The sequence below is a fragment of the Serratia sp. CY33802 genome, assembly GCF_052169095.1.
In the GTDB taxonomy this organism is placed as follows: Bacteria; Pseudomonadota; Gammaproteobacteria; order Enterobacterales; family Enterobacteriaceae; genus Serratia; species Serratia bockelmannii.
Genome location: NZ_JBJNLL010000001.1, coordinates 730612 through 750257, shown reverse-complemented (window position 1 = coordinate 750257; position 19646 = coordinate 730612). Strand labels below are relative to the sequence as shown.

Genomic DNA, 19646 nt, shown 5'->3' with positions numbered 1-19646 from the left:
TATTGTTATTGATTAACCTGACTATCCATAAAGCGATTCTCCCGCACGGCACGAAGGCCACGCGGATCATCCCCGGTTTTTATGTCCCAAAATGCCTTTCATCAAGGCGGTATCTCTTGTTATCGGCTACCACGGGCCGACGTCCGTCGGCGGAAGCATAAGCGTAACATGACTGAGATAATTAGTTTACGACAAGGCGGCGAGAATGGGCAGACGGCGGGGGAATTATCGGAATAGCGCCGCCGCTGGCGATCGGCGGCGGCGGGGTCAGGCTCAGCGGCGGTTGCGCACCAGCTGATAACGGCGGGTCAGGTACTCTACCGGCGCACTCCAGATATGCACCAGGCGGCAGAACGGGAACAGCACGAACAGCGTCATGCCCAGCACCATGTGCAGTTTGAAGATAATCGCCACCCCTTCCAGGTGCGCAGAGGCGCCGGCGTGGAAGGTCACTACCGCCTGCGCCCAGGCCACCAGCTTCATCATTTCGCTGCCGTCCATATGCTGGGCGGAGAACGGAATGGTCAGCAGGCCCAGGCACACCTGCACCACCAGCAACGTCAGGATCATGATGTCGGCGAAGCTGCTGGTGGCGCGCACCCGTGGGTTGGTCAAGCGACGCTTCAGCAACAGCGCGCCGCCGATCAGCGTCATCAGGCCGCAGGCGCCGCCGGCGATCATCGCCAGTTTCTGCTTCACGTCGATCGGCAGGAAGGCCTCATACATCCAGTGCGGCGTCAGCATACCGAGGAAGTGGCCCGCGAAGATGCCGATAATGCCGATGTGAAACAGGTTGGACGCCAGCCGCATGCCCTTTTTATCCAGCATCTGGCTGGAGCCGGCGCGCCAGCTGTACTGCCCGTAGTCGTAACGCAACCAGCTGCCGATCAGGAATACCGCGCCGGCCAGATAAGGGTAGATATCGAAGAAGAACTGATTCAAAAATTGCATGATTAGCGTCCTTTGGTTCCGGTTAACGCATCCGTCAGATCCAGATACTGTGGCGCCACCGCGCCGGCGAAGCGCCGCTGGTGCGCCGTCTGCTGGGCGGAGGCGCAGCCCTGTTCGCCGAGAAACTTGACCTGCTCCTCTTCCCACACCGCATCCAGCGCCTGCGGCGTATCGTCGCGCGCCTCTTGCGCCACCTGGGTCTCCAGCGCCTGGGCCTGCACCTCGCTGCCGGACAGCGCCAGCAGCAGATCGAACAGCACCGCGTACGGGCTTTCACGCTGTTGCAAGCGCGCGCCCAGCAGCGCCAGGATCGGCGCGATGTCCTGCAGCCCTTCCCGCGCCTGCGCCGCGCTGCGGCTGGCCAAATACTCCAGGTACAGCGGCAGGAAGTCCGGCAGCTCGCGGCTGTCGATCTCCAGCCCGGCGGTGCGGTACTGCGCCATCAGGTCAACCATCGCCTGGCCGCGATCGCGCGACTCACCGTGCACGTGCTCAAACAGCAGCAGCGAGGTGGCGCGGCCGCGATCGAACAGCTCGCAATAGTCAGCCTGAGCATCCAGCAACGGGCGCGCGCACAGGCGGCGGATAAACAGAATCAGCTGCGCGCTGTGGTGCAGATCCAGCTCGCTGGCCGGCTCCAGCGCTTCGATCAGCGCCTGCTGATGGTCAAACAGCACCTGCTCCGGATAATCCAGCAGGCGGGCGATCACTTTCAGGCTGATCATGAGGCATCCTCCGGCCGCGCGGTTTTCGCGGTCACGTCGATGGCGTCGATACGGCGGCTGTTGAACAGATTGAACTTGCCATCGCTGCCGTGGCAGCCGTCGCCGAAGCTGAAGCCGCACCCCTTGCTTTCCGGGAAGGCTTCGCGCGCCAGTTCGCGGTGGCTCGACGGCACCACAAAGCGATCTTCATAGTTGGCGATCGCCAGGTAGCGATACATCTCCTGCGCCTGCGCTTCGCTCAGGCCAACCTGCTCCAGCGCGCTGGTGTCCACCACGCCGTCGACGGTTTCCGCCCGTTTGTAGTGGCGCATCGCCAGCATGCGCTTCAGCGCCAGCAGTACCGGTTCGGTATCGCCGGCGGTCAGCAGATTCGCCAGATACTGCACCGGAATGCGCAGGCTCTCGACGTCCGGCAATACGCCGTTGTGCGCCAGCTCGCCGGCGTCGGCGGCGGACTGAATCGGCGACAACGGCGGCACGTACCACACCATCGGCAGCGTGCGGTATTCCGGGTGCAGCGGCAGCGCCAGCTTCCAGTCCATCGCCATTTTGTACACCGGCGACTGCTGGGCGGCTTCAATGACGCCCTGCGGCACGCCGTCCGCCAGCGCCTGAGCAATCACCTTAGGATCATGCGGATCGAGGAAGATATCGAGCTGGCTCTGATACAGATCTTTGTCGTTCTCCACCGCCGCCGCCTGCTCGATGCGATCGGCGTCGTACAGCAGCACGCCGAGATAGCGGATGCGGCCCACGCAGGTCTCCGAACAGACCGTCGGCTGCCCGGCTTCGATACGCGGGTAACAGAAGATGCACTTCTCGGACTTGCCGCTTTTCCAGTTGAAATAGATTTTCTTGTACGGGCAGCCGGTCAGGCACATGCGCCAGCCGCGGCACTTGTCCTGGTCGATCAGCACGATGCCGTCTTCGCCGCGTTTGTAGATCGCCCCGCTCGGGCAGGTGGCGACGCAGGCCGGGTTGAGGCAGTGCTCGCACAGGCGCGGCAGGTACATCATGAAGGTGTTTTCGAACTGGCCGTACATCGCCTTCTGCAGGTTATCGAAGTTCTTGTCCTGCGAGCGTTTTTCGAATTCCCCGCCGAGGATCTCCTCCCAGTTCGGGCCGCTTTCGATCTTGTTCATGCGCTGCCCGGTAATCAGCGAGCGCGGGCGGGCCACCGGCTGGTGTTTGCCCTGTTTGGCGGTGTGCAGATGCTGGTAGTCGTAATCGAACGGCTCGTAGTAGTCGTCCAGCGCCGGCACGTCCGGGTTGGCGAAGATTTTCGCCAACACGCCGACGCGGCTGCCCATGCGCGGCTCCAGCTTGCCGTTGATTTTACGGATCCAGCCGCCCTTCCATTTTTCCTGATCTTCCCAGGCGTGCGGATACCCGACGCCGGGCTTGCTTTCCACGTTATTGAACCAGGCGTACTCCATGCCTTCACGGCTGGTCCAGACGTTTTTGCAGGTGACCGAACAGGTGTGGCAACCGATGCACTTGTCCAGATTCAGCACCATGCCGACTTGCGAACGAATTTTCATTTGCTGTTCTCCTGCTGACTGCCCTGCGCGTAGTCGTTGCCTTCGTCGTCCAACCAATCAATGCGGTTCATCTTGCGCACCACCACGAACTCGTCGCGGTTGGAGCCGACGGTGCCGTAGTAGTTGAAGCCGTAGGCCAACTGCGCATAGCCGCCGATCATGTGGGTCGGCTTCGGACAGGCGCGGGTCACCGAGTTGTGGATGCCGCCGCGTTGGCTGGTGATCTCCGAGCCCGGCAGGTTCACGATGCGCTCCTGCGCGTGGTACATCATGGTCATGCCGGCCGGGATACGCTGGCTGACCACCGCGCGCGCCGTCAGCGCGCCGTTGGCGTTGAAGGCCTCGATCCAGTCGTTGTCCGCGATGCCCAGATCTTTGGCGTCGTCTTCGCTCAGCCAGACGATCGGGCCACCGCGCGACAGCGTCAGCATCAACAGGTTGTCGCTGTAGGTGGAGTGAATGCCCCACTTCTGGTGCGGCGTCAGGAAGTTCAGCGCCTTCTCCTTGTTGCCGTTCGGCTTGCTGTTCAGCAGCGGCTGCGCGGCACGGGTGTCGATCGGTGGCCGGTATACCAGCAGGCTTTCACCGAAGGCGCGCATCCACTCATGGTCCTGATACAGCTGTTGACGGCCGCTGAGGGTGCGCCACGGGATCAACTCGTGCACGTTGGTGTAGCAGGCGTTATAGGAAACATGTTCATCCTCCAGACCGGACCAGGTCGGGCTGGAGATAATTTTGCGCGGCTGCGCCTGAATGTCGCGGAAGCGAATTTTCTCGTCTTCCTTGTTCAGCGCCAGATGCCGGTGATCGCGGCCGGTGACGTTGCTCAGGGCTTCCCAGGCTTTTACCGCCACCTGGCCGTTGGTTTCCGGCGCCAGCGACAGGATCACTTCCGCCGCGTCAATCGCGCTCTCGATCTTCGGCCGCCCTACCGCCGGGCCGTCGGCCTTGACGTAGTTAAGCTGCTTGAGGAAGTCGACCTCGGTTTGGGTGTTCCAACTGATGCCCTTGCCGCCATTGCCCAGTTTGTCCAGCAGCGGCCCCAGCGAGGTGAAGCGCTCGTAGGTGGCCGGGTAATCGCGTTCCACCGCGATGATGTGCGGCGCGGTTTTGCCGGGGATCAGATCGCATTCGCCTTTCTTCCAGTCCTGCACGCCGTAAGGCTGTGCCAGTTCGGCGGCGGAGTCGTGCTGGATAGGCAAGGTCACCACGTCGGTTTCCTGGCCCAGATGGCCGACGCACACTTCGGAGAAGGCCTTGGCGATGCCCTTGTAAATCTCCCAGTCGCTCTTCGAATCCCAGGCCGGATCGACCGCCGCCGACAGCGGATGGATGAACGGGTGCATGTCGGAGGTGTTCATATCGTCTTTTTCGTACCAGGTGGCGGTCGGCAGCACCACGTCGGAGTACAGGCAGGTGCTCGACATGCGGAAATCGAGCGTCACCACCAGATCCAGCTTGCCTTCGCCGCCCTGCTCGCGCCATTCCACTTCCTGTGGCTTCACGCCGCCCTGCTGGCCGAGATCTTTCCCCTGGATGCCGTTTTCGGTGCCCAACAGGTATTTGAGCATGTACTCATGGCCCTTGCCGGAAGACCCCAGCAGGTTGGAGCGCCAGACGAACAGGTTGCGCGGGAAGTTCTGCGGATTGTCCGGCTGCTCGGCGGCGAAGCCCAGCGTGCCGTTTTTCAGGCCGTCGACGGTGAACTCGACCGGTGACTGGCCGGCGGCGCGGGCCTGCTCCGCCAGGCGCAGCGGGTTGGTGCCCAACTGCGGCGCCGACGGCAGCCAGCCCATGCGCTCGGCGCGCACGTTGAAGTCGATCAGGCTGCCGCCGAAGCGCGACTTGTCCGCCAGCGGCGACAGCAGCTCGTCGGTGCCGACAGTTTCATAGCGCCATTGGCTGGAATGGTTGTAGAAGAACGAGGTGCTGTTCATGTGGCGCGGCGGGCGCTGCCAGTCGAGGCCAAACGCCAGCGGCAGCCAGCCGGTTTGCGGCCGCAGTTTTTCCTGGCCGACGTAGTGCGCCCAGCCGCCGCCGCTCTGGCCGACGCAACCGCAGAAGATCAGCATATTGATCAGGCCGCGGTAGGTCATGTCCATGTGATACCAGTGGTTGACGCCGGCGCCGACGATGATCATCGAACGGCCGTGGGTCTTCTCGGCGTTTTCCGCGAACTCGCGGGCAATGCGGATGATGTTGTGGCGCGACACGCCGGTGATCTGTTCGGCCCAGGCCGGGCTGTAGGCCTTGACCTCGTCATAGTCGGCGGCGCAGTTGGCGTCGTCCAGCCCGCGTTCCAGGCCGTAATTGGCCAGCGTCAGGTCATACACGCTGGTCACCAGCGCTTCGCTGCCGTCCGCCAGCCGCAGGCGTTTCACCGGCAGCTTGTGCAGCAGGATCTCGTCCAGCGCCACGCTGTTGAAATGCTCGCTGTCGGCGCCGCCGAAGTACGGGAAGCCCACCTCGGCGACGTCGTCATGCATGCCCAACAGGCTGAGCTGCAGCTCGACTTCCTGTTGCGATTTGCCCTCGCGCTGTTCCAGGTTCCACTTGCCCTTCTCGCCCCAGCGGAAACCGATGGAGCCCTGCGGCGCCACCAGATCGCCGCTGTGGCTGTCGATGGCGACGGTTTTCCACTCGGGGTTGTTTTCCTGGCCCAATCCGTCCACCAGATCGGCGGCGCGCAGCAGGCGGCCGGCGGCGTAATGGCCGCCTTCACGCGCTTCCAGCAGCACCAGCATCGGCATGTCGGTATAGCGGCGCACATAGTCGCGGAAGTAGCCAACTTCGCGGTCGAGATGGAACTCTTTCAGCATTACGTGGCCCATCGCCAGCGCCATCGCGCTGTCGGTGCCCTGCTTCGGATTCAGCCAGTGGTCGCACAGCTTGGCGACTTCGGCATAGTCCGGCGTCACCGCCACGGTTTTGCTGCCCTTGTAACGCACCTCGGTAAAGAAGTGGGCGTCCGGGGTACGCGTCTGCGGCACGTTGGAGCCCCAGGCGATAATGTAGGAGGAGTTGTACCAGTCGGCGGATTCCGGCACGTCGGTCTGCTCGCCCCAGGTCATCGGCGAGGCCGGCGGCAGATCGCAGTACCAATCGTAGAAGCTCAGGCAGGCGCCGCCGATCAGCGACAGGTAACGGGCGCCGGCGGCGTAGGACACCATCGACATCGCCGGGATCGGCGAGAAGCCGATAATGCGGTCCGGGCCGAAGGTTTTGGCGGTATAGACGTTGGCGGCGGCGATCAGTTCATTGACCTCTTGCCAACTGGAGCGGACGAAACCGCCGCGGCCGCGCGCCACCTTGTAGCTTTTGGCTTTTTCCGCATCGCCGACGATAGAGCCCCAGGCCGCGACCGGATCGCTGTGCTGCGCTTTCGCTTCGCGCCACAGTTTGAGCAGACGCTTGCGCATCAGCGGGTATTTCAGCCGGTTGGCGCTGTACAGGTACCAGGAGTAGCTGGCGCCGCGCGGGCAGCCGCGCGGTTCATGGTTAGGCAGATCGGGACGGGTGCGCGGATAGTCGGTTTGCTGGGTTTCCCAGGTCACCAGACCATTCTTCACATAGATCTTCCAACTGCAGGAACCGGTGCAGTTCACGCCGTGGGTGGAACGCACCACTTTGTCGTGTTGCCAACGGCTGCGGTAGCCGTCTTCCCAGTCGCGGTTGGTGTTCAAGGTCTGGCCGTGATCGCCAGAAAAAGGCTCCGCCAACTGCTTGAAATAGCGGAAACGGTCTAAAAATTTGCTCATCCGGAATGCTCCTGAAGGCTCTTGTCGTTATAAGAAGACATGCTCAATCTGCCGCCAGCCTACTGACGGCCAACCGGCGGCAAATTGATTGCGATCAAGAGAAAGCGGGAGGCGACGCGCGCGTCGGGGATGAAATACCACCAAAGTATAGGTGCGAGGATTAACTTTAATTAATTGAATTTGAATGAATAAATCAGGAATTCATGACAGAGACTGACGGGCGGGGTGCAAGGTGGGGTATTTGGGGGTAGGACGCGGGAGAAACCTCCCGCGTGATGCTAACTCGTCGCTTTCAGCGTTGAAGCCACAGCGTCGCGGTGCCCACGGCGGGCAACGCCAGCTTGACCTCCGTGCCCTCTCCCTGCTGCCGCCAGCCCGCCGGAAGGCGCAAGCGGGTGCTTCCCTCTCGATAGTAGGGGTTGGCTACCAGCAGCAAGGCGCGATCGCCCAGAATAAACATCCGCGCCGGCATTTGCGGGTCGCTTCCCGCCAGCGGCGTCGATTTTCCCGTCAGCAGATAAGGGGTGAAAGCGGCAATTTGCTGCGACACGGCAGCCACGCCACGCCAGGTGGCGTCAAACTCCCGTTGGTCGAAGCGGCCGGTTTTACGCTTGTAAAACAGATCGGTATAAGAATAAAACAACAGCCCCTTAGCGCCGCCGATCAGCGCCTGCCAGGCCTGGTTGCGGATTTCCGCCTCTGACGGCGGATGTGGCTTGCGGCGAGCGTCATAAGCGGCGTGATCCATGATTTGCATCACCACCCAGGCCCCGCGTGCCTGCCGGGCGGCCTGCACCGTCAGTTCGGTATAACGCGTGGTGCGCGTCAGATCGCGATCGTTCCCCACCGGGTAAGGGTCGGTCGCCAAAATGTCGCTGCTGTTAAAGTAGGCGTCCAACTCCCCGGTTTTGTTCAACACCTGGAAGGTGGGGTGATCGCCGTCAAGCCGCTTTATTTGCAGGTTTTTTTCCTCGATCTTATCGAGATATTCCGGCCCCAGCTCATCGTTGATGTACCAGGCGAGCAGGTTGGGCTGAGAGCGCAAGCGCTGCACGTACCAGGCCGTCATCGCCGCGTAGTCGCCACCACGCACGGCCGGCGCGAAACGGCTGCCGCGGTACTGATCTTTGACGGAGTAAATGACCAGCAGCCCGCGCTTGCGTGCGTTGCGGAAAAAGGCGTAAGGATCTTTCTTTTCCCCATAATCATAGTTCAGCACCGTGTTGAATCCCGCCGAGGCGATGCGCGCCAAATGTTCATCGGTAGCCACGTTGGCGTAAATGCCCAACGGGAAAAGCCGTTGACCATCGCGCAGGGTAAAGCCTTTGCTGTCGATCGCCACTTTGGCCGCAGGCTGGCCAACGCGAAAAGACAGCTCGCTGCCCTGTGCCGGCTGGGATTGCTGACCGGTGACCTGCTGACGCAGGCGGTACTCTCCCTGGGCCAGGCCGGTCGGCAGTGGGTATTCGATACGGCGCTGCCCTTCAACTTGATAACGGTCGCGGCTACGGTGAACAACCTGCCCCTCGGCATTAAGCAATTCGCTATCGACCTGCAAATGCTGCGGCTGCGCAGTGACTATCAGCGTGTCGACCTTTCCCTGCGCCGACGCGCCGAGCTGATACAATGCCGGCTTAGGCGCTCGAGTACACGCATAGGCGTCGTCAAACCAGACGGTACCGGTGCTCCCCTTACGCAGGTAAACGCCAAAAGTGATTCGCGCCGCCTGCGGCGGCACGGTATAGCTGGCGTTCACCTGCCGCCAACCGCTGTCGCCGGTCACGCCAGCCGGATAGCTGCCTTCCAGAAAGCGCCCCTGCGCATCAAAGCTTTGCAGATAAACCCCGGCGCCGCCGTCGCGGCTTTGCCCGCGTACGCCGCGGGTCTTGAGCCAGACGCCGAAATCGATCGTCTGCCCGGGTACAACCTGCAGCGCCTGGTTGAAGGTACGGTACTGCGCTGCATCTGCATTGTCATAACGCAGACTGCCACGGCCGCTGTGCGTATCGCCGTCGCCCTGTGCGCCCTGCGCGCGCCAGCCGCTGAGCCCCTGCTCAAAGCCGGGGTTGGCCAACAGATTGGGTTGGCAGCTCTGCGCCAGAGCCGAAGCGCTCCACAAGGCGCAACAGCCCAGAGCCACCCTCTGATACATCCCCCTCATGGTCACTTCCTTTTCACCACGGCATTGAACAGATAGGTGGCGAACAGATAGCAGGATTTCTGGTAAGACAGCCCCAAATGCTGACGGTAAATCCGCCATTGCCAGTCCGCGGCGCGGATTTTGTTGCCCGACAGCGAATGGGTAGACAATCGGTAACAGGCCAGCGGTTCGGGAATGCAGTAGGCCAGGCCGTTACGCGCCTTCTGCAGCACCGCCAGCCACATCAAATAGTCCTCATGGCCCACTTTTTGCTGATACACCTTACCGATGCGCTTCTGGTTGTAGATGCCGGTGAGATTGCCAATCCAGTTGCTTTTCAACATATCCTGATAGCCAATAAGCTCATCCGCACCACGGGTATTTTTGATCAATTTCAGGTCGTCTTCGAAGGTGTAATAATGGGAGCACACCACGTCGTAGCGGCGGGTTTGCAAAATGCTCGCCTGCCGCGACAGCTTGTTGGGCAGCCATACGTCATCACTGTCGCAGAAGGCGATATAGTCGCCTTTCGCCGCCTCAATGCCGATGTTGCGCGTTTCCGCCACGCCCTGGTTATGCTCATTACGGATATAGGTGAGGCGATCGTGGATAAACGGCCGTACCACCTCGGCAGTATCGTCGGTAGACGCATCATCGATCACATACAGGTGATAATCGGTAAATCGCTGATTCAGCACGCCTAGAATCGACTCTTTAATAGAGTTCGCAGCATTGTAGGCCGGCATTATCACGGATATCTTTTCCATTCTGTCCTCACTCGGTGAGCTGTTGCCACTGGGGATAAATACGTTCGGGAGAAAAACGACGAGACTTCTCTAACGCGGCGATAGAGAAGTGCTCGCGCAAACCCGGATCGAGCATCAGTTTGATCACCCCTTCGCTGAAGGCGGCGGCGTCGTCATCGGGCACCAGATAGCCGTTGACGCCATCGTCTATCAACTCGGCCGGGCCGGTCTTGCAGTCGTAGGCCACCAGCGGCAGGCCGAAACTCATGGCTTCGATCAGCACCATCGGCAATCCCTCATAGCGAGAGGTCATCAAATACAGGCTGGCCTGGCGATAATAGTCCGCCACGTTAGCGGTGGCCGGCAGCAGACTCACCTGCCGCTCCAGCCCGGCGTCTTCAATCTGTCGCCGCAATGCGTCGCGCTCCGGACCGTCGCCAATAATCAGCAGACGCCAATCCGGCGCCTGCGCCACCACCCCTCGCCACAGTGCGATCAGTCGATCGAAGCCTTTCTGATTGCTCAATCGCCCCACCGCCAGCGCCACCTTTTTTTGCAGCGCCGGCGTCGGCGCCTGTGCGCCGAATGGCGAAACGTTCTCGATCACCCGACATTTTCCGGCCCCCACCCAGCGAGCGATGGCGTCGCTATCTTGCCGCGTCAGGAAAATCACGCGATCGCTCAGCCGGTAAACCAGCAACTTCAGCCACTTAAATACGCGCGGATACTGGTGAAAGCTGACGTGCTCACTTAATAGCAACCGGCTGCGGGCACAGAACAAACGCAGAAAAGGCGTCATCACCACCGACAGTTTTCCCATAGAAACGGTAATGATCACGTCCGCGCGTTCACGCCGCAGCGCCAATGCCAGCCGCCATGGCCAGAACAGCGAATCGCCACCGCCGCAGCGCAACCGGACGTCACTCGCCAGCGGAAAGAAGCTCCGCTCGCCAAACAGCGAAAACACCGCCACCTCATAACCCGGCAGACGCGCCAGCGCGTTGGCCAAACCGCTGGCGACCCGTTCAGTACCGCCCTTGCCCGCGATATTTTCGATAACGATGATTACCTTGCGTGCTTGCATATCATCTCCTGAATCCCTGGCGCACATTGCGCAGCAGCCGGCCGCCAACCGAGAACAATCCCAACCGCGCCAGACAATCGCCATACCATTTGATCACCTTGAACTTGCCGCTCAGGCTGTGCCGCACGATGCGCGACGAGTAATAATTGAACGCCTGGGCGTTTTCCGAATACAGCGAGGCCAGCAGATGCTTGCAGGCGAATCCACTGATATGGCGATCGCTGGGGCTGAGGAAGGTATTGATAAACCGGTCGCTGGCCTCCAGATTGAGCTTCGCCGTCATGCGCCCATAGCGCCCTACGTCGAGAAACACCCCTCCGCCGGCGTCGTGCGCCACATGCGCGCCCAAATTGGTGGCATTGACCAAAAAACCCCAGTCCTGATGCTTATTGAGGAACTCGGGAAATAAAAAGCGGCGATCGCTTTTTTTACGGATGCTGATGGTGGATGAACGAATATCGCCCATTTCCAGAAAAAGAAAATCCTCGCCGGAGGAACCGGATTTATAATGGAAGTTGAAATCACGCACCGAATCGCCGCTCACCTCCGCATAGTTGCCGAAGATAATATCAATATGGCGATCCTCATGTTTATTCATACGACGAATAATATAGTTGGTCGTGAAGTAATCATCAGAGTCGAGGAAAAACACGATCTCCGATTGCGCTAACTTGGTACCTAAGTTGCGCGACACCGCCGCATTGCTCTTCTGTTTTTTCTCATGCAGCATCACATTGCTATTCGTCGCCGCTATCTGACGAATATACTTGATATCATCCTCGTCAGAGCAATCATCAACCAAAATCACCTGATAGTCGAATCCTTGGCAAGCGTTGAAAATCCGCTTCAGCGTTTTCGGCAGGTAGCGTGCACTATTATAAATAGGGATAACGATCGAGAAATCCATTTCTTAACCCTCCAACTTAGAATTTATCATTTCTTTTCCACGGCAAAGCAACAATAACGACACGTTAAATACCGGGACCAAAAAATAGGTTTCCGTAAAGGTTGTCAGCAGGAAAACAACCACCACCCAGCGCATGAACCGACTCAGCCTGCGCATATTGCCCAACAGGTGAAAATAACAAAAAAGCATGACGACAGAAGCGATGCCACCGGCCGAATAAAACATGGCGATGAAGAAGAAATCGACGGGCTTATAAGGCTCTATATTCATGCCGAACAGCGGATTGGGTAGCCCCACCGCCTGAAACATCTGCCAGGAGAACCAGATTCGCCCGGTCAACGCCTGGTTCAAGAGGACGTCCAAGGCCGGATTACTCCCCCAGCGTATAACGCTGGCGAATTGAAAGCCTACAATGGCCAACGTCAGCGCGATGCAGACTTTTCTGTTCGGCGCGACACGCAGCAGCGGCGCCAGCCAAAACAGCAACAACATCAACAGCGCCAACATAAAACAGGTGCGAGAATAGGAATACATCAGCACCGGGAGAATTAACGCCGATACCGCCAGCGAAGCGATATTTTTCATTCCTCGCGTTAATTTCGCATGGTCGATCAGGCACAGCAGTGTGGCGAACAAGGCAAAAGAATAATACGCCAGGGTATTCGGATTATCGAACCCCAGCGTTAATCGATTGCCGTAACGCTCATCAAGGTAAACAAACCCATCGGTGTAAAAGATATAGGGAATAACCACCAGTAACCCTGCCACCACAAAGGTGATGACAAACATTTCAGCGCCACGCCCCATTTCGATGCGACGGAATAAAATTATCACCGCCGTGCTGAATACCGCACCGAACAGATAATCACCATGACCGGTGGCAATATTAACAAGAAACAGCAGAACCAAAAAACCCGCAACCGCCTTTTCCGCCAGCGTAGCGATAAAAAATGCATAGCCAACATAGAGCAACATCAAGCCATTAAGCCCCATGACCGCTTTATTAATCAGCTCGCTATTGAACGATCCCGAGGTCAGGAACGTTTTCACGAAAAACATCAGCAGGAAGGTCAATACAATTGATTGATTGACTAAATCTCGCGACTGATTATAACCCGCATTGGCATGCATTTGAAAATTGGAGGCGACTCTTTGCATAAGCGTTTACTCAGTAAAATAACTGCCCCATTCCTGCTCAATGTTTTTCGGCATCAGCTTGCTTAACCCCGCGCCAGGCGTAAACGTCAACTCACCGAAATACACCTTCTCACCGACCTGGTAGAAATCCACACGGACATAAGAGAACTGCTGCGCGGTCTGGCGAGCCAAACGTATCATTTCCTCCAGCCGTGTAGGGCGCGGCATCGGTTCGTCTGCATTCGGCAAGTTGATACGAATTTCGGTGCGGTTCCAGTCGATATCAAAAATATCGCGCCGATGGGTGCCGAAACGCTGGTAATCCACCTGGATGAACATACGAATTTCATGATTGTCGTTGAAACAATGAAACTTGATATCGTTCGGCACCTGTTCGCCATCCAGCAACAGGCGCTCCACCATGATGCAGGGTTCGATATCCAGATAATGCTTTTCGCGGCTCTGCTCATAAAAGTTGCTGCGCATCCACGCGTTGCTGAGATCGTACAACTCCGCGTAGCTAATCTGCTGCTTGTCGAACACCAAGCGGTTATAGCCGCTGCCGTGGTTGGCCTTCAGCACAAAGGCGTTAGGCAATTGCCTGAACATGTCGTAGCTAAGTTCAGTGCCATGCGCATACAGCTCCACCAGATACTCCTCGCCCCACAGGCCGGCGATAAATTCACGCACCTTGAACTTGTCCGACAAAGTGGTGTAGATGCTGCGCGGATAAATTTTGCGGCGCATGATCTTTTCGCTGAAGCCGGTCGGTTTTGACAGGTGCGGCAGCTTCTTGAAATAGAGCGCGTATTTAACCTGATGGTGCCAGGCATCGGGCAGGCGCTTGGAAATATTTTTAACCAGGATGTTTAACATGCTCTCTCCTTAATTTGCTGACAAGACGCGGCAGGCAGTAAAAACAGGTCAGCTGCAGTCGGGTAATTTTTCCGCCACGGAATAAACTGTTCAGCACGAAGAACGAAATGAACTCCGCCAACAGCGTAGATACCGCCGCACCGATCAGGCCGTAGCGCGGGATCAGCAGCAGATTCATCACCACGTTCGCCACCGCCACCAACGGCATCTTGATGGCGATAAAACGATAGCCGGCGAACAGCACGATGCTGCGGTACGAAACCGTCCCCATTACCGAGAACAGCGAGGTCAGCGTGCAAATAGCCAGGATATTGGCGGCCGGTTGGAAAGCGGCGCCGTACAGCAGCGCAATCGCCGGGTGGGCGAACCACCATAGGCCCAGCAACACCGGCAACGACAGGCCCAAGACCACCAGATAAAGCACCCGAATACGGTACTCCTGCTCCAACGGATCGCGACAGCTGGCAATGCCCGGCATCAACGAAGTGACCAGCGCCATCGGCACGAAAACCCAGCCTTGGCTGAGGGTGGTGGCGGCACTGAACCAGCCTACCGCCTGCTCGCCGACCAGATTGCCCAGCATGATTTGATCGATGCGGGTATAGATCACTATCGACAGGCTGGAGATGGCCAACGGCAGGCCCACCTTTAGCAAATAACGGCCATAGCGCCTGGCCTGGCGCGGCGTAACCCGCGGCGAGGCCGCCGCTTCCGCACGGAATAACCAGAGGCGCGCCAGGTAAGGTACGGCGCTGCTGAGGATGTAGGGTACCGCGAACCACACCAGCGGCAGCGCCGCGCTCACCAGCGCCAGCCGCAGCCCGATCGACAGCAGCAGCGCCAGGTTGTTGATCAGCGTATTGCGTTTCGACTGCAGGCGGGCATCGTAATAAATTTTGTACACGTCCTGAATCGAGAAATAGGCGCTGATAAGCAGCAACAGCGTCATCAGTTGGCTGGCGGGCGATTGGCTGAAATAGCTCCATATCAGCATCGGCAGCGCCACCACCAGGAACAGCCAACGACGCAGGCGTATTGACGCCAGCATCAGGCGAATGCCGCTCGGCTGTCGGCGGGCGACGCGGTTGAAAATGATGCTGTCGGCGCCCAACTGCACCAGTGGCACTACGATGGCGATCGTCGCCAACAGATAGTTGAGGGTGCCAAACTGCGCGGGCCCCAGATAGCGCGCAACGTAAATGGAGACGAAGATGCCGGACAGGCTGAGCGAAACGCGTTCAAGCATCAGCCACAGGGCATTGGTGATAATGGCCTTCACCCGCTTATTCCCCTGCCTGCGGGTGATCTTCCCGATGGCTTGGGTAGGCGAAGTTGTAATAGCTCATGTCGGTTGCCGCCTTCTTCACCATCCCGTTGAGGATCACGCCCTTGATCGCCACGCCATTCTGTTCGAAACGACGCATGCTGGTTTCGATCTGCTTGACGGTATTCACCTCAAAGCGCACCACCAGCAGTGAGGTACCCGCGTGATTGCCGACGATCGCCGCGTCCGTAACCGCCAGAATCGGCGGCGTGTCGATCAGCACCAGATCGTAGTTCTGCCCGGCCCAGCGCAGGAAGTCGGCGAAACGGCGGTGCATCAGCAGTTCGGACGGGTTCGGCGGCACCTGACCGCGCGGCACGAAGTCCAGATTGGCGATGGCGGTTTTCCGCACCGCCTGTTCCGCCATCACGTTGCCCACCAGCATGTCGGACAGCCCCTGATGCCCATCATCCGCCAGCCAGCGGTGCAGGAAGCCTTTGCGCATATCGGCGTCGATCAACAGCACCCGCTGCCCGGCCTGCGCCACCACCACCGCCAGGTTGGTGCTGGTAAAGCTCTTGCCGCTTTCCGGGCTGGCGCCGGAGACCATCAGAATGTTGTTCTTGGCCTCCATCATGGCGAAATGCAGGCTGGTGCGCAGGCTGCGGATCGCTTCCACCGACAGGTCCGTCGGTTCGGCCACCGCCAGGATCGGCAAGCGCCGCCCCCCGGACCTTGGCAGCAGCTGACGTTGCTCGCGGTTGCGCTTCACCTGCCACGGCGACAGCGGCACGGTGGCGTAGACGTTGATGCCCCGCTTCTCCAGGGTATCGATGTCATTGATGCCGCGATGGAAGGCCGCACGCAGCAGCACTACGATGGCGCCGCCCCCGGCGCCAAGCAGCAGCGCCAACAATACGATCAGCATCTTTTGCGGCTTAATCGGCCGCAGCGCGGTTTCCGCTTCGTCGATGATGCGCACATTGCCCACCGTGCCGGCCTTGCTGATGCTCAGTTCCTGCTGCTTGTTCATCAGCTGCATGTAAACCTGCTGATCCACCTGCACGTCGCGGGTAAGACGCAGGATCTCCTGCTGCATTTTCGGCAACGTCTGCACCTGTTTACCCAGCCGTGCCTTTTCCGCCTCCAGCGTGGCGCGCTTCTCCAGCAGCGCCCGGTAAGCCGGGTGCGCGCGGGTGTAGAGTTTGGAGATTTCCGCTTCCTTGAAGGTCAGCTCGTTGAGCTGGGCCTCGAGCTGCACTTGAGTATCCAGCACCGATTTGGCTTCAAGCGACAGATCCACCGAGTCATTTTGCTGGCGGAACTGATTAAGTTGGGTTTCCGCGTTGTTCAACGAGGTTTGCGTTTGCGGCAGCTGCTCTTGCAGGAACGCCAGCATTCGCTGAGCTTCTTCCGTTTTGCGGTCCACGTTCTGCTGCAGGTAGTTGTCGGTGATGTTCTTCAGCATTGCCTCGGCGCTCTGCGGATCTTCGCTCGGCAGCGTAAAGGTCATGATGCCGCTGTCCTTGCCACTCGGCACCACGTCCAGGTATTTACGCAGATCGTCCACCGCTTCTTGACGCGCGACTTTGACCACGGTAAAGCTGGCGCCCGGCGAAGCGTCCAGCGCCGAGACGGTCATGTTCCAACCGCCTTGCGCCACCGGCTGCCCGACCACGCCGCTGAACAGTTTGCTGCCGTCATAACTCAGCTCGTAATGCTGCCCATCGCGCACCGTCAGCGTCAGCGCTTCGCCCTCCATGTCCGCCGGCGTCGTCAGCGTGGCAATACTCAGCACCGGCGGCTTTTCACCGCTCAAGCGGGCAAAGCCTTTGCCGAACACCGGGAAATAGTCCGGGCTGACGCGCACCGTCAGACCGAGGGTGTCCACCGTTTTTCCCAGCACGTAGCGCGACTTAGCCAGCGTCACCTCATCCTGTGTCGCTGAATTTTGCCCCATCATTGAACTGTCCAACGTTTCACGCAGCAGCGAATCGCCGGACAGCTGCTTCTCCACCTGCACCACCGCCGTAGCCTGGTACACCGGGGTGGCCAACAGGGCGTAGGCGACGCCCAACATGCCTGCCACGCCGGTCACGACGGCGATCCGCCAGCGGTTATCCCACAGCGGCCCAATCAGGCGTTCCCACTCCAGCTTTTCGTCTTGTTCGGCCACCATCACGGACAGCGCATTATTTTTCATCTTCTGTTCCTTATTCACCCTGCGGAGTTACCAGTTGCGCACGCGCAAGGTCGCCTCGCTGAGATCGTTAAAGCTGCTGATGGTCGGCACCAGCTGGCTGATCAAACGGTTCCAGCGCGCGACCGGCGCCGCAGTGACGTACACGACGTCGTAAGGTTGCAGCTGAAATTCAGCGCCCATCGCCAGCGCGCTGGCGTCGGAGAGATCGAACTGATACAGCGTCGCCAGTCGCTGCGGTGTTTTACCGCCGCTCGGCCGGATCACGAACACCCCGGTCGCATCCGCCACCGTCTGGCTGATCCCTTCGGAAGATCCGAGGGCCTCGGTCAGGGTCATGCCGCTGCGATCCATCTTCAGCGTCGCTTGCTTGCCCACCTCGCCCATCACGAACACTTTCAATTCGTCATTGCGCGGGATGTAGAGGATGTCGCCCGGCTGCAGCAGCGCGTTCTGGCTGATGTCGCCGCGCTGCATCAGCGCCTGCAGCGAGATAGCCCGCTCTTTGCCCTGATGGGTCAGCACGACGTTGCGCCAATCGGCGTTGTCCGTCAGGCCGCCGGCGGCGTTAATCGCATCCAGAATGGTCAACGGCACGTTGGTGATCGCCTGTTGGCCGGAGGTTTTCACTTCGCCGGTCACGTAAGCCTTCTGCGAACGGAAAGCGGCAATACTGACGTCTACCTGAGGGCTTTCCACATACTGCGCCAGACGGCCGGCGATCAGGCTGCGCACTTCGGTGACGGTCTTGCCCACCACCGCCACTCGCCCGATATAGGGATAAAAAATCGTGCCATCCGCATGCACCCAGTTGCCGGTGTCGCTGGCGCTGCGGTATTGCCCGGCCGGCGTGGTCAACTCGGGGTGATCCCAGACGGTGACGTTCAACACGTCGCCGACGCCGATGCGGTATTGATAGCTCTGCAATCGCTGATCCAGCGCCGGGTTCGGCCGGGCGACCGGTTCTACGCGCCGCATTTTCTGCAGCAGCATCGGCGACATGCGATAAACCTGTACCTGGTCATTCAAATCGAAATCGTCGTCCTGTTGCACGACGATGGCTTTTCCGCTGGTCGGTAAATGTGAACCGGGAACCACCGTACATCCACTCAACAGCGCGGAGGTGAAGGCCAATGGCATCAAAAGAGGCAAATGAAAATTCATGGAAGTACCGTGATAAACGGGCTGCTGCCGCAGCCCGTGAGGGGATTAACGGCCGACGGTCGGATTATCGCTGAACACCGTCGCCTGACGCGGTTCGCGCAACATGACGAAATAACCGCAAAAACAGAACAGAAACGCCACCAACATTTGGCTTTCCTGCAGCTGCAACACTTCACTGCAAATGCCAATGCAGGCCAACGTCACCGCCAGCATGGTGCTCATCGCCAGCGCCTGACGCGCATTGAGCCCACGACGCATCAGAATATGGTGCAAATGATCGCGGCCCGCTTTGAAGGGACTTTGGCGACGTAACAGGCGACGCACCATCACAGTCACCATGTCCATCAGAGGAATGGCGATCAGCCACAGCGCGGTGACCGGACGCATTACCGCCTGTGGCCCCTGCGTCGCCAGCAACACCAGCCACAGCACGCTGAAGCCGATCACCATGCTGCCGGCGTCCCCCATAAAGATCTTGTTGCGCGCGCCGAACAGGCTCAGGTTGAACAACAGATAGGCCGCCAGCGCGACGATCAGGCCCAGGCACCACAGCGCCAGATCTTCCCTGCCGCCCAATCCGAACACGATAGCCAACGCGACGAAGGTCACGCAGGACAAGGCGCCCAGTTGCCCATCGATGCCATCCACCATGTTGTAGGCGTTGATCGCTCCCCATACCGCCAGCGGCGTGAGCAGCAACGCGCCATAACCGAGCATCACTTCCTGATGCCCCCAAACATAGCCCAATGAGGAAAGCTGCATCCCTGCCGCCAGCATCATCGCCAGCGCGATCCCTCCCTGCACCATGACGCGTGGCGCCACGGGCAGATCAAAGCGGTCATCCAGCACGCCCAACACCACCAGCGCCGTAATGCACAGCAGATAGACGGTGCTGTCAGGCAGCCAGGCGGGTTGCCACAGCGTCATCAGCATCAGCGTCAGGTACACGGCGATACCGCCGACCAGCGGAATGTGTCCCAGATGTTGCTTACGCGCATTGGGCTTATCCACTAATCCCACCGTTAAGGCGGCCCGGCGGGCAATAAGGACCCACGCTACCGCCAGCACAAATATCACGCTCAGTTGATATAACATCGTTCCTCCAGCGAATAAGCACGCTACCGCCCTTGAGTTACAGCTCCCAATGCGCTAT

14 protein-coding genes are annotated in these 19646 nt (G+C 59.4%); all 14 read right to left on the bottom strand.

Features of this window, described 5'->3' with window-relative positions:
- Positions 1-273 precede the first annotated feature (273 nt).
- A complete protein-coding gene (narI, locus tag ACJ8HA_RS03490; RefSeq protein ID WP_025303199.1) occupies positions 274-951 on the bottom strand; it encodes a respiratory nitrate reductase subunit gamma in 678 nt (225 codons plus the stop codon).
- A 2-nt stretch (positions 952-953) separates the two neighbouring features.
- Positions 954-1676, bottom strand: coding sequence for a nitrate reductase molybdenum cofactor assembly chaperone (gene narJ / locus ACJ8HA_RS03485; protein WP_025303200.1), 723 nt, complete (start codon positions 1674-1676; stop codon positions 954-956).
- A complete protein-coding gene (gene narH / locus ACJ8HA_RS03480) occupies positions 1673-3217 on the bottom strand; it encodes a nitrate reductase subunit beta (RefSeq protein ID WP_025303201.1) in 1545 nt (514 codons plus the stop codon). The genes narJ and narH overlap by 4 nt, the downstream gene beginning before the upstream one ends.
- A complete protein-coding gene (locus ACJ8HA_RS03475; RefSeq protein WP_442515204.1) occupies positions 3214-6975 on the bottom strand; it encodes a nitrate reductase subunit alpha in 3762 nt (1253 codons plus the stop codon). Before ACJ8HA_RS03475 ends, narH begins: the two co-directional genes overlap by 4 nt.
- A gap of 292 nt (positions 6976-7267) precedes the next feature.
- Positions 7268-9127, bottom strand: a complete 1860-nt coding sequence (locus tag ACJ8HA_RS03470) for a carbohydrate-binding protein (protein ID WP_043138527.1) — start codon at positions 9125-9127, stop codon at positions 7268-7270.
- An 11-nt stretch (positions 9128-9138) separates the two neighbouring features.
- A complete protein-coding gene (locus tag ACJ8HA_RS03465; RefSeq protein ID WP_038876984.1) occupies positions 9139-9882 on the bottom strand; it encodes a glycosyltransferase family 2 protein in 744 nt (247 codons plus the stop codon).
- A gap of 7 nt (positions 9883-9889) precedes the next feature.
- A complete protein-coding gene (locus tag ACJ8HA_RS03460) occupies positions 9890-10945 on the bottom strand; it encodes a glycosyltransferase family 4 protein (RefSeq protein WP_043138535.1) in 1056 nt (351 codons plus the stop codon).
- A gap of 1 nt (position 10946) precedes the next feature.
- Positions 10947-11852 (bottom strand): glycosyltransferase family 2 protein, encoded by a 906-nt coding sequence (locus ACJ8HA_RS03455; RefSeq protein WP_025303206.1) that lies wholly within the window; start codon positions 11850-11852, stop codon positions 10947-10949.
- Positions 11853-11855: 3 nt separating this feature from the next.
- Complete coding sequence (locus ACJ8HA_RS03450; RefSeq protein WP_049295809.1) at positions 11856-13010, bottom strand: hypothetical protein; 1155 nt, start codon at positions 13008-13010, stop codon at positions 11856-11858.
- A gap of 6 nt (positions 13011-13016) precedes the next feature.
- Positions 13017-13865: an ATP-grasp fold amidoligase family protein gene (locus ACJ8HA_RS03445; RefSeq protein WP_025303208.1), complete on the bottom strand. Its 849-nt coding sequence runs from the start codon at positions 13863-13865 to the stop codon at positions 13017-13019.
- Complete coding sequence (locus ACJ8HA_RS03440) at positions 13846-15144, bottom strand: flippase (protein ID WP_262237356.1); 1299 nt, start codon at positions 15142-15144, stop codon at positions 13846-13848. The genes ACJ8HA_RS03445 and ACJ8HA_RS03440 overlap by 20 nt, the downstream gene beginning before the upstream one ends.
- Before the next feature lie 4 nt (positions 15145-15148).
- Entirely contained in the window at positions 15149-17332 is a 2184-nt protein-coding gene (locus tag ACJ8HA_RS03435) for a polysaccharide biosynthesis tyrosine autokinase (RefSeq protein WP_043138547.1), read from the bottom strand.
- Between the two features lie 27 nt (positions 17333-17359).
- A complete protein-coding gene (locus ACJ8HA_RS03430) occupies positions 17360-18493 on the bottom strand; it encodes a polysaccharide export protein (RefSeq protein WP_025303211.1) in 1134 nt (377 codons plus the stop codon).
- 45 nt (positions 18494-18538) lie between these two features.
- Positions 18539-19588 (bottom strand): UDP-N-acetylglucosamine--undecaprenyl-phosphate N-acetylglucosaminephosphotransferase, encoded by a 1050-nt coding sequence (gene wecA / locus ACJ8HA_RS03425; RefSeq protein ID WP_025303212.1) that lies wholly within the window; start codon positions 19586-19588, stop codon positions 18539-18541.
- Positions 19589-19646: the final 58 nt, after the last annotated feature.